The 18,383-nt window shown below is 69.5% G+C and carries 12 protein-coding genes and 1 pseudogene; 6 read left to right on the top strand and 7 right to left on the bottom strand.

From position 1 onward, the window contains the following. Positions 1-133: 133 nt before the first annotated feature. The 3 genes from ACKVMH_RS04715 to ACKVMH_RS04705 form a co-directional block, all read right to left on the bottom strand. Positions 134-406 carry a YcgL domain-containing protein gene (locus ACKVMH_RS04715; protein ID WP_412699435.1) on the bottom strand — a complete coding sequence of 91 codons (273 nt, stop codon included), beginning with the start codon at positions 404-406 and terminating at the stop codon, positions 134-136. A 111-nt stretch (positions 407-517) separates the two neighbouring features. Beyond that, positions 518-1,531 (bottom strand): cytochrome d ubiquinol oxidase subunit II, encoded by a 1,014-nt coding sequence (gene cydB, locus ACKVMH_RS04710; protein ID WP_412699434.1) that lies wholly within the window; start codon positions 1,529-1,531, stop codon positions 518-520. Continuing rightward, positions 1,531-2,997, bottom strand: a complete 1,467-nt coding sequence (locus ACKVMH_RS04705) for a cytochrome ubiquinol oxidase subunit I (RefSeq protein WP_412699433.1) — start codon at positions 2,995-2,997, stop codon at positions 1,531-1,533. Before ACKVMH_RS04705 ends, cydB begins: the two co-directional genes overlap by 1 nt. A 317-nt stretch (positions 2,998-3,314) precedes the next feature. Between ACKVMH_RS04705 and ACKVMH_RS04700 the strand changes: the two are divergent. Then, a pseudogene (locus ACKVMH_RS04700) lies at positions 3,315-5,716 on the top strand (S9 family peptidase). Between the two features lie 263 nt (positions 5,717-5,979). Then, a complete protein-coding gene (gene hemF / locus ACKVMH_RS04695; RefSeq protein WP_412699432.1) occupies positions 5,980-6,930 on the top strand; it encodes an oxygen-dependent coproporphyrinogen oxidase in 951 nt (316 codons plus the stop codon). Between the two features lie 9 nt (positions 6,931-6,939). Here hemF and ACKVMH_RS04690 read toward each other — a convergent pair whose 3' ends face one another. Genes ACKVMH_RS04690 through ACKVMH_RS04680 form a run of 3 tightly spaced genes read right to left on the bottom strand, consistent with a single transcriptional unit; the run spans position 6,940 to position 9,564 of the window. Further along, complete coding sequence (locus ACKVMH_RS04690; RefSeq protein WP_412699431.1) at positions 6,940-7,629, bottom strand: methyltransferase domain-containing protein; 690 nt, start codon at positions 7,627-7,629, stop codon at positions 6,940-6,942. A 17-nt stretch (positions 7,630-7,646) separates the two neighbouring features. Beyond that, positions 7,647-8,279, bottom strand: a complete 633-nt coding sequence (locus ACKVMH_RS04685) for an SGNH/GDSL hydrolase family protein (RefSeq protein WP_215219367.1) — start codon at positions 8,277-8,279, stop codon at positions 7,647-7,649. A gap of 34 nt (positions 8,280-8,313) precedes the next feature. After that, positions 8,314-9,564 (bottom strand): pyridoxal phosphate-dependent aminotransferase, encoded by a 1,251-nt coding sequence (locus tag ACKVMH_RS04680; protein ID WP_412699430.1) that lies wholly within the window; start codon positions 9,562-9,564, stop codon positions 8,314-8,316. Positions 9,565-9,814: 250 nt separating this feature from the next. Here ACKVMH_RS04680 and rsgA point away from each other — a divergent pair, with 250 nt between their 5' ends. From rsgA to ACKVMH_RS04665, 3 genes are all read left to right on the top strand, one after another. After that, complete coding sequence (gene rsgA / locus ACKVMH_RS04675; protein WP_412699429.1) at positions 9,815-10,933, top strand: ribosome small subunit-dependent GTPase A; 1,119 nt, start codon at positions 9,815-9,817, stop codon at positions 10,931-10,933. Positions 10,934-11,117: 184 nt separating this feature from the next. Continuing rightward, positions 11,118-12,383, top strand: a complete 1,266-nt coding sequence (locus tag ACKVMH_RS04670; protein WP_412699428.1) for a flavohemoglobin expression-modulating QEGLA motif protein — start codon at positions 11,118-11,120, stop codon at positions 12,381-12,383. 82 nt (positions 12,384-12,465) lie between these two features. Next, entirely contained in the window at positions 12,466-14,763 is a 2,298-nt protein-coding gene (locus tag ACKVMH_RS04665; RefSeq protein WP_412699427.1) for an NADP-dependent malic enzyme, read from the top strand. A 103-nt stretch (positions 14,764-14,866) separates the two neighbouring features. Here the strand turns inward: ACKVMH_RS04665 and ACKVMH_RS04660 are convergent, their stop codons facing one another. Beyond that, a complete protein-coding gene (locus ACKVMH_RS04660) occupies positions 14,867-15,319 on the bottom strand; it encodes an REP-associated tyrosine transposase (protein WP_412699426.1) in 453 nt (150 codons plus the stop codon). A 291-nt stretch (positions 15,320-15,610) separates the two neighbouring features. Here ACKVMH_RS04660 and aceE point away from each other — a divergent pair, with 291 nt between their 5' ends. Beyond that, positions 15,611-18,316: a pyruvate dehydrogenase (acetyl-transferring), homodimeric type gene (gene aceE / locus ACKVMH_RS04655; RefSeq protein ID WP_412699425.1), complete on the top strand. Its 2,706-nt coding sequence runs from the start codon at positions 15,611-15,613 to the stop codon at positions 18,314-18,316. Positions 18,317-18,383 lie beyond the last annotated feature (67 nt).

Here is an 18,383-nt window from a genome sequence, read left to right as displayed (position 1 = left end):
CGCGGCCAGCGCGAACAGCGGCTGTGCGAGGGTGCCGGCGAGGGCGCCGGCCCATCCGCCGATGCCGGCGAGCAGCGCCAGCACCGCGGCGACGGCACCAAGGCCGGCCAGCGGGGCGTGCTTCACGGGCAACTCAGGCATCGGTGCCCCAGTCCTCGGTCATCGGGTCCCCCGCGCCGTTGGGCGGCATCTGCAGGTGGAACCCGCGGGTCGCCAGGTTCTCGCGGACCGTCGCCGCATCGCCGCGGGCCAGCTTGCGGTCGGGCGTGACGTCAAGTTCCATGACGAACTGCAACCGGCCCAGCGCGTCGCGCACGGGCGCGGGCACGCGGTCGAAATCGTCGCGCGCGGCGAGGAACACGTAGGTGTCGTCCTTGCGGAGGCTCTTGTAGATATGCGCTTGCATGGGCGGCGGCCGGGGAAGCTGCGCGACGGGGGCTGGCGACAAGCATACCCGCAGCCCGCGGGGGCGCGAATCCACCGTTCAGCGCGGGTCGATGCCCGTCGTGCAAGCGCTTCAGTGATAGCCGGCGTCCGCCGCCACCTTGCCCTTGAACACGCTGTAGGACCACCACGTGTAACCCAGGATCGCCGGCAGCAGGAATACCAGCCCGGCCAGTACGAACCCCTGCGACGACGGCGGCGAGGCCGCATCCCAGATGGTCATGGCAGGCGGCACGATGTTGGGCCAGATACCCAGCACCAGCCCGGCGAAGCCAAGCGCGAAGAAGCACAGCGTGAGCACGAACGGGCGTGCGTCGCGCCCCTCGCGCATCGCTGCGCGCCACAGCGCGACCGCATTGGCGAGCACCAGCAGCGGCACCGGTGCGAGCCACCAGAAGTTCCCGTCCTCGAACCAGCGCGCCATGATCCGCGAGTCCAGGAACGGCAGCCATGCACTCACCAGTCCCATGAACGCGGCGACCACCAGCACCAGCGGCCGGGCCAGCACGCGCGCGACTTTCTGCAGTGGTCCTTCGGTCTTGAGGATCAGCCAGCCGGACCCGAGCAGCGCATAGCCGAACACCACCGCGATGCCGGTCAGCATCGAGAACGGGCTGAACCAGCCGAACGCGCCACCGAGGTACTGGCCGCCTTCCAGCGGCATTCCTTCGACCAGTGCGCCGAGGATGACGCCCTGCGCGAACGCGGCCAGCATCGAGCCCAGCGAGAACGCCGCGCCCCAGAACGGCTTGGCCCGCCGCGCCTTGAACCGGAATTCGAACGCAACGCCACGGAAGATCAACGCGATCAGCATCAGCAGCACCGGCAGGTACAGCGCCGACAACACCAGCGCGTACGCCTTCGGGAACGCCGCCAGCAAACCGGCACCACCCAGCACCAGCCAGGTCTCGTTGCCGTCCCAGATCGGCGCGGCGGTATTCATCATGTGGTCCAGCTGGCCCTCGTCCTCGGCGAACGGCGCCAGGATGCCGAGGCCGAGCACGAAGCCGTCCAGCAGCACGTACATCAGCACGCCAAAACCGATCACGCCGAACCAGATCACCGGCAACACCGTCTGCAAGTCCATCAGCGGGCCTCCCTGATCACGTCGGCATCGTCGCCGGTACCGGCGGGGCCGGGAGTGGCTTCGCCGTGCCGGTTGCCGACCGACAGCGGCCGCGCGGGCGTGCGCTCGCCTTCGTCATGTTGCGGTGCCGGCTCGTGCGGCAACGGCCCGCGCCGGATCAGCGCAAGCAGGTACCAGATGCCGGCACCGAAGATCACCGCGTAGGCGACCGCGTAAGTGATGAGCGAACCCAGGACCGCCGCCGCCTGGATGTTGGGGCTGACCGACTCGCTGGTACGGAGCAGGCCATAGACCACGTAGGGTTGCCGGCCGATCTCGACCACGTACCAGCCGGCCAGTAGCGCGACGAAGCCCGACGGCGCCATCAGGCGCCAGCCGTTGAGCAGCCACTTGGAGTCGTACAGCCACCGGCGACGCCAGGCCCAGGCCGAGGCCACCACCAGCGCCAGCATCGCCAGGCCGATCCCGACCATGATGCGGAAGCCCCAGAACACCGGTGCCACCGGCGGGCGCTCCGACGCCGGCACCGCACTCAGGGGCTCGATCGTGCCGTCCCAGCTGTGGGTCAGCACCAGGCTGCCCAGCCGCGGGACCTCGACCGCGTAGTCGTTGCGTTCCTCCGCCGCGTTGGGCCAGCCGAACAGCACCAGCGGCAAGCCGGCGCCGGCTTCTCCTTCCTCCCAGTGGCCCTCCATCGCCGCCAGCTTGGTCGGCTGGTGCTCGGCGACGTTGAGGCCGTGCAGGTCGCCCACGCCCACTTGCAGTGGCACCGCGATGATCGCGAACGCGACGGCCAGCCCCAGCATCCGCTTGCCGGCCGCGACGTGCTCGCCACGCCGCAGGTACCACGCCCCGACCCCGCCGATCACGAAGCAGGTGGTGATGAACGCGGCCAGCACCATGTGCGCGAGGCGGTACGGGAAAGACGGATTGAAGATGATTGCCCACCAGTCGACCGGCATGAACACGCCATCGACGATCTCGTGCCCTTGCGGTGTCTGCATCCAGCTGTTGGCCGAGATGATCCAGAACGTCGAGATCAACGTGCCCAGCGCGACCATGCAGGTGGCGAAGAAATGCAGCCGGTCGGAGACGCGCTTCCAGCCGAACAGCATCACCCCGAGGAAGGTCGCCTCCAGGAAGAACGCGGTCAGTACCTCGTAGGACAGCAGCGGCCCGAGGATGTTGCCGGCGCGCTCGCTCAGCACCGCCCAGTTGGTGCCGAACTGGAAACTCATGACGATGCCGCTGACCACGCCCATGCCGAACGAGATCGCGAAGATCTTGAGCCAGAAGAAGTAGAGGTCGCGCCAGAGGTCTTCGCGCGTGCGCAGCCAGCGGAATTCCAGGAATGCCAGCCAGCTCGCCAGGCCGATGGTGAAGGCCGGGAACAGGATGTGGAACGAGATCACGAAGCCGAACTGGACCCGTGAGAGGAACAGCGGCGAGAACCAGTCGGCATCCACGCATCGCACCTCCGCGGCACGCGGGGGTGCGCCGCGCAGGCCATTGTACGCACCGCCCCGTGACGCCCCAAGGCACGGCGGCCGGCGGAAGCGCGACGCCGGTCACCGTGGCCATGACCGCTGGCCGGTCCCACGCTTGCACGTCGCTGATACGCTTCGGCGACTTGTCCGTGGGACCCTTGCCGATGCTCCGCTTGCTGCCGTTGTCCGCCGCCCTGTTGTTGTCCGCCTCGCTGTTGCCGGGCCACGCGTCCGCCCAGGGCGTACCGCTCAACGACACGTCCACCGCCTCGACCCCGATCACGCTCGACCAGGCGATGGCCGACCCGGACTGGATCGGCCCGCCGGTGGAACGCGCGTGGTGGTCGTGGGACGGCACCCGCGCGCAGTACAACCTCAAGCGCGCCGGCGAGTCGATCCGCGACACCTGGGAAGTCGGAGTCGACGGCGGCGTGCCGGTGCGGGTGGACGGCCCGGCGCGCGCGCAGCTCGATGCCGCCGACCCGGCCTACGACGCCAGCCGCACGCGCATGGCCTTCGTGCGGAATGGCGACATCTTCGTGCGCGACCTGCGCAGCGGTGCACTGACCCAGGTGACCCGCAGCAACGACGCCGAGTCGCGCCCGCAGTGGAGCCGTGGCGGCAACCTCGTGTTCCGCGCCGGCAACGAGTGGTTCCAGTGGCACGCCGGCCTCGGCACCAGCCAGGCCGCGATCGTCAAGGCCGAGAAGGATCCGGCGGNAGCCGTGGCGGCAACCTCGTGTTCCGCGCCGGCAACGAGTGGTTCCAGTGGCACGCCGGCCTCGGCACCAGCCAGGCCGCGATCGTCAAGGCCGAGAAGGATCCGGCGGTCGAGCCGATGCCCGACGACCTGCGCGACCGCCAGCTGCGGCTGATCGAAACCCTCGCCACCGAGCGCGCCCGGCGCGAGGCCGCGCGCGAGCAGGAGCAGGCCTGGCGCGCCGTCGACCCGACCCGCGCGCCGCTGCCGGCCTACCTCGGCGACGGCCTGGAGATCGTCGACAGCGCACTTTCACCCGACGCGGCGTGGATGCTGGTGGTGACCGAGGCCAAGGGCGCCGATGAAGGCCAGGCCGGCAAGATGCCCAAGTACGTGACCGAGTCCGGTTACGAGGAGTTCGAGGAAGTGCGGGTGCGGGTCGGTCGCAACGCGCCGCTGCCGCATCGCCTGTGGCTGGTCGAGGTCGCCAGCGGCAAGGTCTCCGAGCTCGGGTTCGACGGCCTGCCCGGCATCGGCACGGACCCGCTCGCCACGATGCGCGAGAAGGCCGAGCTGCCCCCGCTGGAAGGCGACCGCCCGGTGCGCGTGGAAACCGACGGCGACGGCAGCGGCCCGGCGATCCATTGGCGCGACGACGGCCGCAGCGCCGCCGTGCTGCTGCGCGCGGTCGACAACAAGGACCGCTGGATCGCGACCGTGACCCCGGCGGCCGGGCAGGTCGACCAGGCTGCCCTGGCGACGCGCCATCGCCTCCACGACGACGCCTGGATCAACTGGAGCTTCAACGACTTCGGCTGGACCGGCGACGGTGCGCTGTGGCTGCTGTCGGAGCAGACCGGGCACTCGCATCTCTACATTGCCGATGGCGCGGGCGAGCCGCGCGCGCTGACCTCGGGCAACTGGGAGGCATCCTCGCCGGTGCTGGGCGCGGACGGCCGCACGTTCTTCTTCACCTGCAACCGCAACTGGCCGGGCGACTACGAAGTCTGCGCGGTCGACCGTGACGGTGGCGCCGTCCGCGAGGTGACCGCGCTCGACGGCGTGGAAAGCTTCGCACTCTCGCCTGACGGCTCCCGGCTGCTGGTGCGCCACTCCGACAGCTACCTGCCGACCCAGCTGGCCGTGGTCGACACGACCGGCGAGCGCACCGCCCAGCTGACCGACACCCGCAGCGCCGAGTTCAAGGCGCGCCAGTGGGTGCAGCCCGAGATCGTCCAGATTCCGTCCAGCGACGGCGCGGGCACGATCTGGGGCAAGTACTACGGGCCGGCCGACATGCAGCCCGGGCGCGAGTATCCGGTGGTGATGTTCGTGCATGGCGCCGGCTACCTGCAGAACGTGCATGACCGTTACCCGGTGTATTTCCGCGAGCAGATGTTCCACAACCTGCTGGTGCAGCAGGGCTACATCGTGCTCGACCTGGACTACCGCGCATCGGAAGGCTACGGGCGCGATTGGCGCACCGCGATCTACCGGCAGATGGGAACGCCGGAGCTGCAGGACTACCTCGACGGCCTGGCGTGGCTCGGCGCCAACCGGCAGGGCGACGTTGACCGCGCCGGCATCTACGGCGGCAGCTACGGTGGCTTCATGACCTTCATGGCGCTGTTCAAGGAGCCGGGCACGTTCAAGGCCGGCGCCGCGCTGCGCCCGGTGACGGACTGGTCGCAGTACAACCACGAGTACACGTCCAACATCCTCAACACGCCCGAGCTCGACCCCGAGGCGTACCTGCGCTCGTCGCCCATCGAGTTCGCCGAAGGCCTGCAGGACAACCTGCTGATCGCCCACGGCATGATCGACAACAACGTGTTCTACAAGGACTCGGTGATGCTCGCCCAGCGCCTGATCGAGCTGCGCAAGGACGACTGGGAGCTGGCCTCGTACCCGCTCGAACGCCACGGCTTCGTCCACCCCGACAGCTGGTACGACGAGTACCGGCGGATCTACGAGTTGTTCGAGGACAACCTGAAGTAGCCCGCCCGGCCCGGCCCCAGGTTTCCCCACCCGCGCCTGCACAACCCGTGTGCAGGCGCTTTTCTTTTGCACCGCGCAAGCCACCCCCGGTAGGAGCGACGTCAGTCGCGACCCGCCGTACGCCTGGCCAAGCCGCGCTCAACGCGTCCCGGCAATCAAATGGCCGCGAAAGCGCGTCGACCGCGCTGGAACCGGTTGTCAGTGGGGTCGCGACTCACGTCGCTCCTACGGGATCGTTTGCGCCGCTCGCCTAGAATGCGCGCATGACCGCGCACTCCCCCGATCCCGACTTCATCCGCGTCCGCGATTACCTCACCGGGCTGCAGGACCGCATCTGCACCGCGATAGAGCACGCCGACGGCCAGGCCCGCTTCGGCGAGGACGCCTGGACGCGTGCGCCCGCGGAGGCGGGCCCGGCCGGACTCGGCGGTGGCGGCCGGACCCGCATCCTGCGCGATGGCGCGGTGTTCGAGCAGGCCGGCATCGGCTTTTCCGACGTGTCCGGTACCAGGCTGCCGCCCTCGGCCACCGCCAACCGCCCCGAACTGGTCGGCGCCTCGTGGCGCGCGGTCGGCGTGTCGCTGGTGTTCCACCCGCGCAACCCGTACCTGCCGACCACCCACGCCAACGTCCGCCACTTCCGCGCCGAACGCGACGGCAAGACCGTCGCCTGGTGGTTCGGCGGCGGTTTCGACCTGACCCCGTTCTATCCGGTCGACGAGGACGTGATGCACTGGCACCGCACCGCGCGCGCGCTGTGCGAACCGTTCGGCGGCCAGGCGCGCTACGACGCGCACAAGCGCTGGTGCGACGAGTACTTCTTCCTCAAGCACCGCGGCGAGACCCGCGGCATTGGCGGGCTGTTCTTCGACGACCTGCAGGGCGATTTCGAGACCGACTTCGGTTACATGCGCGCCGTGGGCGATGGCTTCCTCGTCGCCTACCTGCCGATCGTGGAACGCCGCAAGGACACGCCATATGGCGAGCGCGAGCGCCAGTTCCAGCTGTACCGGCGTGGGCGCTACGTCGAGTTCAACCTGGTGCTCGACCGCGGCACCCACTTCGGCCTGCAGTCGGGCGGACGCACCGAGTCGATCCTGATGAGCCTGCCGCCGCTGGCGCGCTGGGAATACGGCTACCAGCCCGAGCCGGGCAGCCCCGAATCGCGCCTGGGCGACTACCTGCAGCCGCGGGAGTGGCTGGCCGAGCCGTAAGGCGCCGGTCTACGCCGGCCGGGTCGCCACCACGCGCCAGTTGTTGAATGGCGTGTTGCCGTACAGCGGGGTGAACTCCGACGACAGGCCGGCCGCGTCGAAACGTGCACGCAGCGCGTCGGCGTCGGGGTAGCGGCTGGGGCCGGCATTCATCCAGCCCAGCGCGCGAGAGAACACGTCCACCGCGCGGGTGACCCGCGCCCGCCCGCCGCCGTCTTCAAGCCCCGTGCGGATCACCAGCTTCGCGCCCGGCGTGAGCATCGCGATCGCGGCCTGCAGCGTGCGGTCCTGCGCCGCGGGCGGGATGAACTGCAGCACGTCCAGGATGGCCACGCTGCCGCGGTGGCCGAGCGTGTCGAATGCGAACGCGGGGTCGGCGAGGTCGACGTGCTCGAAGCGCGCCTGCGCCAGGGCGGCGCGTCCGGCCGCACGCCGGGCGCGGTCGATCTTGCCGGCGTCGTTGTCGACCCCGAGGTACGGCAGTGCGATCGCGTCGGCCCGCAGCGCATGCGCCAGCAAGCCCAGCCCGCAACCGAGGTCCAGCAGTGGCGCGGCCGTGCCACGCAGTGCGTCGCAGACGCCGGGGTACAGCGGGTCGCTGCCGAGCTTGGTGCGGCTGTAGTAGTAGTCCCAGCGGTTGCCCAGCGGATGGCCGGGGGCGAACGCGGCGGCGATCGCGCGTGCCGGCGCGGCGCCCATCGGTCGGGTGGCGGCCGTCACGGCGTGGCGAGCATTGCGCGTGCGACCGGCAACGCCTGCTGCGCCCACAACTCGTACATCGCGGCGGACGGATGCAGGCCATCGTCGACCACCATCGCGGCGTCGCCACCCTGCGCGCGGCTGCTGCCGGTGATGTCGACGAAGGCGACGCCGTGCTCGGCGCACAGCGCCGCGGCGATCGCGTTGTAGGCGTCCAGCTCGCGTCCGACGGTCGCCGGGTCGCGGCCACTGGCAGCGCAGAAGGGTGTCACCCCCCAGTCGGGAATGGACAGCACCAGCACCCGGTCGGCGCGCCCGTGCGCCAGCGCGATCGAGCGGCCCAGCAACTCGTGGAAGTCGCCGCGGTACTCGGCGGTGCTGCGCCCGCGGTACTGGTTGTTGACGCCGATCAGCAGCGAAACGAAGTCGTAGCGGCCGAGCGGCGGCTGCGCGGCGTCCATCGCGGTCGACAGCTCGTCCGTGGTCCACCCGGTGGTCGCCAGCGTGCGAGGGAACTCCAGCGGAATGCCTTCCTCGCGCAGTGCCAACGTCAGCCGCACCGGCCAGCGCTCGCCCGAGGCGACGCCTTCGCCGATCGTGTAGCTGTCGCCGAGGGCGAGGTAGGTGAGGGCGGCGGGATCGGTAGCCATGGACAACTCCGGTGGACGCGCGGTGCGTGGTCTGTCAGGCGACGGCGGTACGCGCGCCGGTGGAGGATTCGACGCGCCGCGCCAGCACCCGCTCGATGCGCGCGAACACCTCGCGCAGTTCGTCCGGCTGCGGCAGCAGGGTCACGCGGAAATGGTTGCGGTAGGGCACGTTGAAGCTCGAGCCGGGCACCACCAGCACCCCTTCGGTCTCCATCAGCTCGAGCGCGAACGCGTGGTCGTCGAAACCGTGGGCCGCCTCGCCGGTGACCGCCGGGAACGCGTACAGCGCGCCCGCCGGTGCGACCAGCGACAGATGCTCGCTGGCGGCAACGCTTTCCACCACCGCGCGGCGCGCCTCGTAAAGCCGCCCGCCGGGCGCGCACAGCGGCGCGATCGTGTCCTCGCCGTGCAGCGCGGCCTCGATCGCGAATTGCCCCGGCACGTTGGCGCACAGGCGCAGCGCGCCCAGCAGGTCCATCGCGTGGTGGAACTCGCCGCTGGCGATCGGGTCGCCCGACAGAACCGCCCAGCCCACCCGCCAGCCGCAGGCGCGATGCACCTTCGACAGGCCGCCGAACGACAGGCACGGAACGTCGCCGGCGAGCGGTGCCAGCGGCTCGAAGCCGGCGCCGTCATACAGGATCGAGTCGTAGATCTCGTCGGCCATCAGCAGCAGGCCGTGGCGCGCGGCGATCGCGACGATGCGCTCAAGGAGCTCGCGCGGGTAGGTCGCGCCGGTCGGGTTGTTCGGGTTGATGAGCACGATTGCCCGCGTGCGCGGGGTCACCAGTGCCTCGATCTCGTCCGGGTCGGGCAGGAAGCCATTGTCGGGGTGGCAGCGGTAGTACACCGGCCGGCCGTCGTTGAGGATCGTCGCGGCCGACCACAGCGGGTAGTCGGGCGATGGCAGCAGCACCTCGTCGCCCGGGTTCAGCAGCGCACGCAGCGACAGGTCGATCAGCTCGCTGACGCCGTTGCCGATGAATACCCGTTCGGCGCTGGCATGGGGCGTGCCGCGCTGGTGGTGGAACGTGGCAATGGCCTCGCGCGCGGCCGGCAGGCCCTGCTGGTGGGTGTAGGGGTCGGTGTCGGCGATGCGTCCGGCGATCGCCTGCTGCAGATGCTCGGGTGCACGGAAACCGAATGCGCCCGGATTGCCGATATTGAGCTTGATCAGGGTCCGTCCCTGGGCCTCCAGCTCGCGCGCCCGGCGGGCGAGCTCGCCGCGGATTTCGTAACGGACTTCGGACAGGCGGGCGCGGGTGGCGAGGGTCGGCGGCGACATCGGTGCAGGGGCGAATGGGGGAGCCGCCAGCCTAGCGGAAAAGCCCCGGCATCCGGACCCTCGCGCCGGGCCCCCGTAGGAGCGACGTAAGTCGCGATTCCGTACCCCCCAGGAAACGATGTACAGGTCGCGACTTACGTCGCTCCTACCTCCGGGGAGTGAATTCCCGACCGGGTATGAACGGGCGGCGCGCAACGGGCCGCACGGCCACGGCTAGAATCCGCCCCATGACTACGCCGCGCCCGGAAACATGACCCTTGAACTCGCCCTGCAGGCGATCGGCTGGCCGCTCGACGACGACGGCCAGCCCGCGGTCGCCGAATGGCGCGAAGCGCTGTTGCAGCACCCCGATGCCCGCCCGGTCCGGGTGATCGAGCAGCACCGCAGTGGCTATGTCGTCGCCGACGGCCCCGACACCGGGTTCACCGTGGAGTCGCTGCCCGAGTGGCAGCGCCCGCCGAGCTACAAGAAGGGAGGCATCCCGCCGGAGCAGCGCGCTGCGGTCGGCGACTGGGTGCTGATCGAGCCGGCGACCGGCAAGGACCAGATCGTCGCGTTGCTGCCGCGCCGCAGCGCGATCAAGCGCGGCGCCGCCGGTGAGCACTACCGCCAGCAGTTGATCGCCGCCAACGTCGACACCGTGTTCGTGGTCTGCGGCCTGGACGCCGACTTCAACCCGCGCCGGATCGAGCGCTACCTGCTGCTGGTGCAGGGCAGCGGAGCCGAGCCGGTGGTGGTGCTGACCAAGTCCGACCAGGTCGACGACGTGCCCGGCTCGCTCGCGGCGCTGGTGGAGCTGGCCGCGCAGGACATCGCGGTACGTGCGGTCAATGCGCGCGACCCCGACAGCGTCGCCGCGCTAAAGCCGTGGCTCAGGCCCGGCCGCACCGCGGTGCTGGTGGGCAGTTCCGGTGCCGGCAAGTCGACCCTGACCAATACGCTGCTCGGCATCGAACGGATGAAGACCGGCGAGGTGCGCGAGTCCGACGCGCGCGGGCGCCACACCACCACCCACCGCGCGTTGATTCCGCTGCCGACCGGTGCCTGCCTGATCGACACTCCGGGCATGCGCGAGCTCAAGCCCACCGGCGAGGAGGATGTCGCCGAGAACTTCAGCGACGTCGAGGCATTGGCGGCCGAGTGCCGCTTCCGCGACTGCCGGCACCTGAAAGAGCCGGGCTGCGCGGTGCGAGCGGCGATCGAGGGCGGCCGGCTCGACCCGCAACGCTTCGCCAACTACCTCAAGCTGGGTGACGAGGTGGCCGGCGCCGCCGACCGGCTTGCCCACCGTCGCGCGCAGAGCGTCGACAAGAAGGCGCCCGGAAAGCCGCCCACCGGCAAGCCCGACAACCGCAACGGAAAGCGCTGACAACCGTAACGGCAAACGCTGACAACGCATCGGTAGGAGCGGCTTCAGCCGCGATCGTGGAGTCGGCGCGGGCGGACGACCATCCGATCGCGGCTGAAGCCGCTCCTACAAACCAAGGCCACCCCACGCCCGCCCGGGGTAAGCTCCAGACGACGCGCACCCACGCAGAGCGAGCGCCCGCCGGATGACCCACGCGACCTTCCCGCCCGACGTCACCCACCATGCCGCGCTCGACGCGCGCATGGTGGAGGCGGCGCGCGACGTGCGGCTGCTGAACCTGGCCAGCTGGCCGGCCGGGATGGAGACCGACTTCGTCGCCGAGTACGCCCGCGGCGTGGTCCGCATGCCGGTCATCGAGTACCCGCGGCACGACTTTTCCGCGACCCGCTCCGAGCTCGCCGCTGTCGCCGCCGAGGCAGACCCCGAACACCCGCTCGGCCAGTACCTGATCGATGCCTGCCGCAGCTGGGACACCGCCGCCCAGCTGTGCGAACACCTCGGCACCGCGGCGGTTACCGACCTGTCCATCCAGCTGTACGGCAGCCCGTTCGATCCGCTGCCCGGCGACGGCCCGGACGCCCGCGTCGCGGCCCGCCACTTCCTGTCCATCGCCGACGAGTTCGACCGCGAGCTGCTGGCGCCGTCCGAGCACGTCACCATCTCCGCCACCGCGTTGCAGTTGCAGTTGCAGCGCGACCTCGACGACTACTTCGGCGAGCGGGTGATCGACGTCGAGCTCGATCCCGACCTGATCGCCAAGGCCGCCGCCGGTGCCACCCGCATCCGGCTGCGCACCACCGCATCGTTCAGCGACTACGACCGCGACCAGCTGCTGCAGCACGAGGCGTTCGTGCATTCGCTCAGCGCGCTCAACGGCCGCGAGCAGCCGGTGCTGGCCAGCCTGGCGCTGTCGTCGCCGCGCGCCACCGCCACCCAGGAAGGGCTGGCGACGTTTGCCGAGCAGATCACCGGCAGCATCGACATCAGTCGGATGAAGCGGCTGAGCCTGCGGATCGAAGCGGTGGCGATGGCGCTGGAGGGCGCCGACTTCATCGAGGTGTTCCGCTATTTCGTGGATGCCGGCCAGAGCCCCGAGGAGAGCTTTGCCTCGGCCCAGCGCGTATTCCGTGGTGTGCCGGTGACCGGCGGCGCGGCGTTCACCAAGGACGCGGTGTACCTGCGCGGCCTGATCGGCGTGCACACGTTCTTCCGCTGGGCGCTGCGCACGCGCCAGCTGCGCCTGTGCCGCTGGCTGTTCGCCGGCAAGATGACCCTGGCCGACGTGCAGCGCTTCGCCCCGCTGTTCGAGGCCGGCGTGCTGCTGCCGCCGCGCTGGATGCCGCGCTGGGTGGCCCGCGCCAACGGCCTGGCGGGAGTCCTGGCGTTTTCGCTGTTCGCCAACCAGATCCGGCTGGACGCGGTCGACGACAGCGGATTCTTCGACATCTGAGACCGAAAGGCCGACTGCCGTGCCGGCGCGTGCACCCCGCGGTGGCTAGAATCGCTGGTTCCTCCGGTCGCACCCCCAGGCAATGTCAGACACCGACTCCAAGCACGCCGACGATTTCCGCCAAGCCGCGCTCGACTACCACCGCCTGAGCCCGCCCGGAAAGATCAAGGTCACCGCGACCAAGCCGATGGTGACCCAGCGCGACCTCGCGCTGGCGTACTCGCCGGGCGTGGCGTTCGCGTGCGAGGAGATCGCCGCCGACCCGACCACGGCGTTCGACTACACCGCGCGCGGCAACCTGGTGGCGGTGGTGTCCAACGGCACCGCGGTCCTGGGGCTGGGCGACATCGGCCCGCTGGCGGGCAAGCCGGTGATGGAAGGCAAGGGCGTGCTGTTCCAGAAGTTCGCCGGCATCGACGTGTTCGACATCGAGATCGACGAGCGCGACCCCGACAAGCTGGTCGACATCATCGCGTCGCTGGAACCGACCTTCGGCGGCATCAACCTGGAAGACATCAAGGCGCCGGAGTGTTTCATCGTCGAGCGCAAGCTGCGCCAGCGCATGAACATCCCGGTGTTCCACGACGACCAGCACGGCACCGCGATCATCGTTGGCGCGGCCGTGCTCAACGCACTGGAAGTGGCCGGCAAGCAGATCGGCGACATCCGCCTGGCCACCACCGGTGCCGGCGCGGCCGGCATCGCCTGCCTGGACATGCTGGTCGCGCTGGGCGTGCGCAAGGAAAACATCATCGCGTTCGACCGCGACGGCGTGATCCACACGGGCCGCCCCAACCTCGACCCCGACAAGGCGCGCTACGCGTCCGACACCGACAAGCGCGAGCTGGCCGAGATCGTGGCGGGCGCCGATGTGTTCCTCGGGCTCTCGGCCGGCGGCATCCTCAAGCCGGAGATGGTCGCGACCATGGCCGAGCGGCCGATCATCCTGGCGCTCGCCAACCCGTACCCGGAAATCCTGCCCGAGGCGGCCAAGGCGGTCCGACCCGACGCGATCATCGCCACCGGGCGCTCGGACTACCCCAACCAGGTCAACAACGCGCTGTGCTTCCCGTACATCTTCCGCGGCGCGCTGGACGTGGGCGCGCGCGAGATCAACGAGGCGATGAAGCTGGCCTGCGTGCACGCGATCGCCCAGCTGGCGCGGATGGAGGCCGGTGACCTGGCCGCCGCATACGGCAGCGAGATCCCGACCTTTGGCGAGGAATACCTCATCCCGCGCCCGTTCGACCCGCGCCTGCTGGTGATGCTGGCGCCGGCGGTGGCGAAGGCGGCGATGGACTCGGGCATGGCGACCCGGCCGATCACCGACATGGCCGCCTACGAGGAAACCCTCGGCCAGTTCATCTACCGCACCGGCCTGCTGATGAAGCCGGTCTACGACCGCGCCCGCCATACCCGCAAGCGCGTGGTGTACGCCGAGGGCGAGGAGCACGTGGTGCTGCGCGCTGTGCAGACGGTGGTCGACGAAGGGCTGGCGTTCCCGGTCCTGATCGGCCGCCCGGAGGTCATCAACGCGCGCATCGAGAAGCTCGGCCTGCGCATGCGCGAGGGTGTCAACTTCGAACTGACCAACATCCATTCCGACCCGCGCTTCGACGAGTACTGGCAGCAGTACCACGCGCTGACCGAACGCCGCGGCGTCACCGTGGAGGCCGCCAAGAGCCTGCTGCGCTCGCGCCCGAGCCTGATCGCCGCGCTGATGGTGGAGCGGGGCGAGGCCGACGCGCTGATCTGCGGCGTGGTCGGGCGCTTCCACAAGAAGCTGGGCTACCTGCGCAGCGTGTTCGACTTCGACCGTGGCGTCACCGGCACGGCGGCGATGACCGGCGTGATCAACGACGCCGGCGCGTGGTTCTTCCTGGACACCCACGTGCAGCTGGACCCGACCGCCGAGCAGATCGCCGAAGCGACGATGCAGGCCACCTACCGGCTCAAGCTGTTCGGCGTGGAGCCCAAGGTGGCGCTGCTGTCGCACTCCAACTACGGCAGCCACGACAACCCGTCGGCGGCGAAGATGCGCAAGGTCCGCGAGATCCTCGCCCAGCGCGTGCCCAAGCTCGAGGTCGACGGCGAGATGATGGCCGACACCGCGTGGAGCGAAGCCCTGCGCAAGCGGATCTTCCCCAATACCACCCTGCGCGGCCGGCCCAACCTGTTCGTCCTGCCCAACCTGGACGCGGCCAACATCACCTACAACATGTTCCGCGTGGCGACCGACGGCGTGGCCATCGGCCCGATCCTGATGGGCCTGGACAAGCCAGCGCACATCCTGACCTCGGACTCGACCTCCCGCCGCATCGTCAACCTGACCGCCATCGCCGCCGTCGACGCCCAGATCCGCGCCGCCCGCGAGCGGTAACGCCGCATTACCTGTAGGAGCGGCTTCAGCCGCGATCCAACTAACGGCAACCTGTGCCGATTGAGGATCGCGGCTGAAGCCGCTCCTACAGACCTGGGCCGCATCAAACCCACACCGCATCCCAATACGGGTAATCCGCGACCCGCCGCACCAGCCCGGCGCGAACCGGATTCATCACCACGTACCGCGCGGCATCCACCAACTGCTCCTCCGCGCGCAACGCCCGGTCGTGGTAGGCGGGGGCCCAGACGGTCGGCCCTATGCCCGGGTGGGCCTGACGAAGCAGTCGCGCGCTGCGGCCCTTCAGTCGCCCGACGCAGGTCGGCAGCGAGTCGAAGCCACCCAGTTCCACCAGCCCATGCCAGTGGTCCGGCATCAACACCCAGGCGAGGAGCCGCGAGCGCTGCCACGCCGGCGTAGCCGACATCACCCGGCAGGCCTCTGCGGCGACCGCCCAGTCGGCGAAGGTCCGGGCCCGATCAACGGTGGCAAAGGTGATCAGGTAAACCTGGCCGGTGAGCGATTGGCGGCCGATGCGCAGGCGGGCGTGTCCCATCCGGCAAGCGTGGTTAACCACGCGCCCGCCAAACAGCGGGGATCCCCGCGTCTCCCCATCGGTCCAACCCCCACGCCGTTGTAGGAGCGGCTTCAGCCGCGATCAATTGGTCAAGCGCGGGCCGGCGGCCGTTTGATCGCGGCTGAAGCCGCTCCTACAGGATGGGCCCCCCATACGCCCCCGCATCCCCATTCCGCCAGCCGCGGCCAGCCCCGCCGCGACCCCCGCTGATAGAATCGAAGCAATCTCTCCACCCCCATTACGAGGCGCGGCCAAGGGGCCGCGAGGCGCATGACCACGACCTACGAAAGCCCGTTCACCGACCTGCTGCAGGACGATCCCGACCCCACCGAGACCCAGGAGTGGATCGAGTCGATCGAGGCGGTCATCGCGCGCGACGGCACCGACCGGGCGCACGCGCTGCTCGAGGGCATGGTCGAGGTCAGCCGACGCGCCGGGGCGCACCTGCCGTTTGCGCCTACCACCGAATACATCAACACCATCCCGCCGCACCTGGAGGCCAAGAGCCCGGGCGACGCGGCAATGGAGTGGAAGATCCGCTCGATCATCCGCTGGAACGCGATGGCGATGGTCGTGCGCGCCAACCGCAAGCCGGGCGACCTGGGCGGCCACATCGCCAGCTTCGCCTCGGGCGCCACGCTGTACGACGTCGGCTTCAACCACTTCTGGCGCGCCCCGTCCGAAGACCACCCGGGCGACCTGCTGTACATCCAGGGCCACAGCTCGCCGGGCATCTACGCCCGCTCGTTCCTTGAAGGCCGCATCAGCGAGGACCAGCTCGACTGCTTCCGCATGGAGACCGGCGGCAAGGGGCTGAGCAGCTACCCGCACCCGTGGCTGATGCCCGACTACTGGCAGACCCCGACCGTGTCGATGGGCCTGGGCCCGCTGGCGGCGATCTACCAGGCGCGCAACTGGAAGTACCTGGAAGGCCGCGGCCTGATGCCCAAGACCGACCGCAAGGTCTGGTGCTTCCTCGGCGACGGCGAGACCGACGAGCCCGAGAGCCTGGGCGCGATCTCCATCGCCGGCCGCGAGGGCCTGGACAACCTGATCTTCGTCATCAACTGCAACCTGCAGCGCCTGGACGGGCCGGTGCGCGGCAACGGCAAGATCATCCAGGAGCTGGAAGGCAACTTCCGCGGCGCCGGCTGGAACGTCATCAAGACCATCTGGGGTAGCTATTGGGATCCGCTGCTCGCCCGCGATACGTCCGGCAAGCTGCGCCAGCTGATGATGGAAACCGTCGACGGCGAGTACCAGAACTGCAAGGCGTTCGGCGGCAAGTACACCCGCGAGAACTTCTTCGGCAAGTACCCGGAGACCGCCAAGCTGGTCGCCAACATGAGCGACGAGGACGTGTGGCGCCTCAACCGCGGCGGCCACGACCCGCACAAGGTGTACGCCGCCTACCACCAGGCCGTGAACAACACCGGCATGCCCACCGTCATCCTGGCCAAGACGGTCAAGGGCTACGGCATGGGCCTGGCCGGCGAGTCGCTCAACCCGACCCACGGCACCAAGAAGATGGACGACGAGGCGGTGCGGGTGTTCCGCGACCGCTTCAACGTGCCGGTGACCGACGAGCAGCTGGCCGAGGGCAAGGTGCCGTTCTACCACCCCGGCGAAGACTCCGAGGAAGTGCAGTACATGAAGGAGCGCCGCGCCGCGCTCAACGGCTTCCTGCCGCAGCGCCGGCGCAAGTCGAGCGAGTCGCTTGCCGCGCCCAAGCTCGAGGTGTTCGAGCGCCTGCTCAAGTCCACCGGCGAGCGCGAGATCAGCACCACCATGGCGTTCGTGCAGGCGCTCAGCATCACCCTGCGCGACAAGCAGGTGGGCCCGCGCTGCGTGCCGATCGTCGCCGACGAGGCGCGCACGTTCGGCATGGAGGGCATGTTCCGCCAGCTGGGCATCTACTCGCCGCACGGCCAGAAGTACAAGCCGGTCGACCGTGACCAGCTGATGTACTACCGCGAAGACGTCGCCGGGCAGGTGCTGGAGGAAGGCATCACCGAGGCCGGCGCCTTCGCCAGCTGGATGGCCTGCGCCACCAGCTACAGCACCAACAACCTGCAGCTGCTGCCGTTCTACATCTACTACTCGATGTTCGGCTTCCAGCGCATCGGCGACTCCGCGTGGCAGGCCGCCGACATGCGTGCGCGCGGCTTCCTGCTGGGCGCCACCGCCGGCCGCACCACGCTCAACGGCGAGGGCCTGCAGCACGAAGACGGCCACAGCATGATGCAGGCCGGGCTGATCCCGAACGTGCGCAGCTACGACCCGACCTTCAGCTACGAGGTGGTCACCCTGCTGCAGCACGGTATGAAGCGCATGCTCGAGGACCAGGTCGACGAGTACTGGTACATCACCCTGATGAACGAGAACTACACCCACCCGGACATGCCCGAGGGCAGCGCGGAGGGGATCATCAAGGGCATGTACCTGCTGAAGGACGCCGGCAAGGCCAAGAAGGGCGAGCTGCGCGTGCAGCTGATGGGCAGCGGCACCATCCTGCGCGAGGTCATCGCAGCGGCCGAACTGCTGGAGAAGGATTTTGGCGTCACGGCCGACATCTGGTCCTGCCCGAGCTTCAACGAGCTGGCGCGTGACGGTGTGGACGCCGAGCGGTACAACCGCATGAACCCCGAGTCGAAGGCCCCGCGCAAGGCGTACATCACCAGCCTGCTGGAAGGCCGCCAAGGCCCGGCGATCGTCTCGACCGACTACATCCGCGCCTACCCCGAGCAGGTCCGCGCCTACGTGCCGATGCACTACACCGTGCTGGGCACCGACGGCTTCGGCCGCAGCGACACCCGGGCGAACCTGCGCAGCCACTTCGAGGTGGACCGGTACCACGTGGCGCATGCGGCGATTGCGGCGCTGGCGGCGGAAGGGAAGATGGCGGCGAAGGATGTGGCGCGGGCGATCAAGGAGTACAGGATCGATACGGATAAGCTGAATCCGATTTCGGTTTGAGTCTTGTAGATCTGGAAAAGGGCGGCTGATGCCGCCCTTTTCTGTTGTCCCGTCGAAATCGAACGTA

This window comes from Lysobacter zhanggongensis, from assembly GCF_046638635.1.
Taxonomy (GTDB): Bacteria; Pseudomonadota; Gammaproteobacteria; order Xanthomonadales; family Xanthomonadaceae; genus Novilysobacter; species Novilysobacter luteus.
Note: the sequence above shows the minus strand (reverse complement) of the source record. Positions and strands in the feature narration are given on the sequence as shown.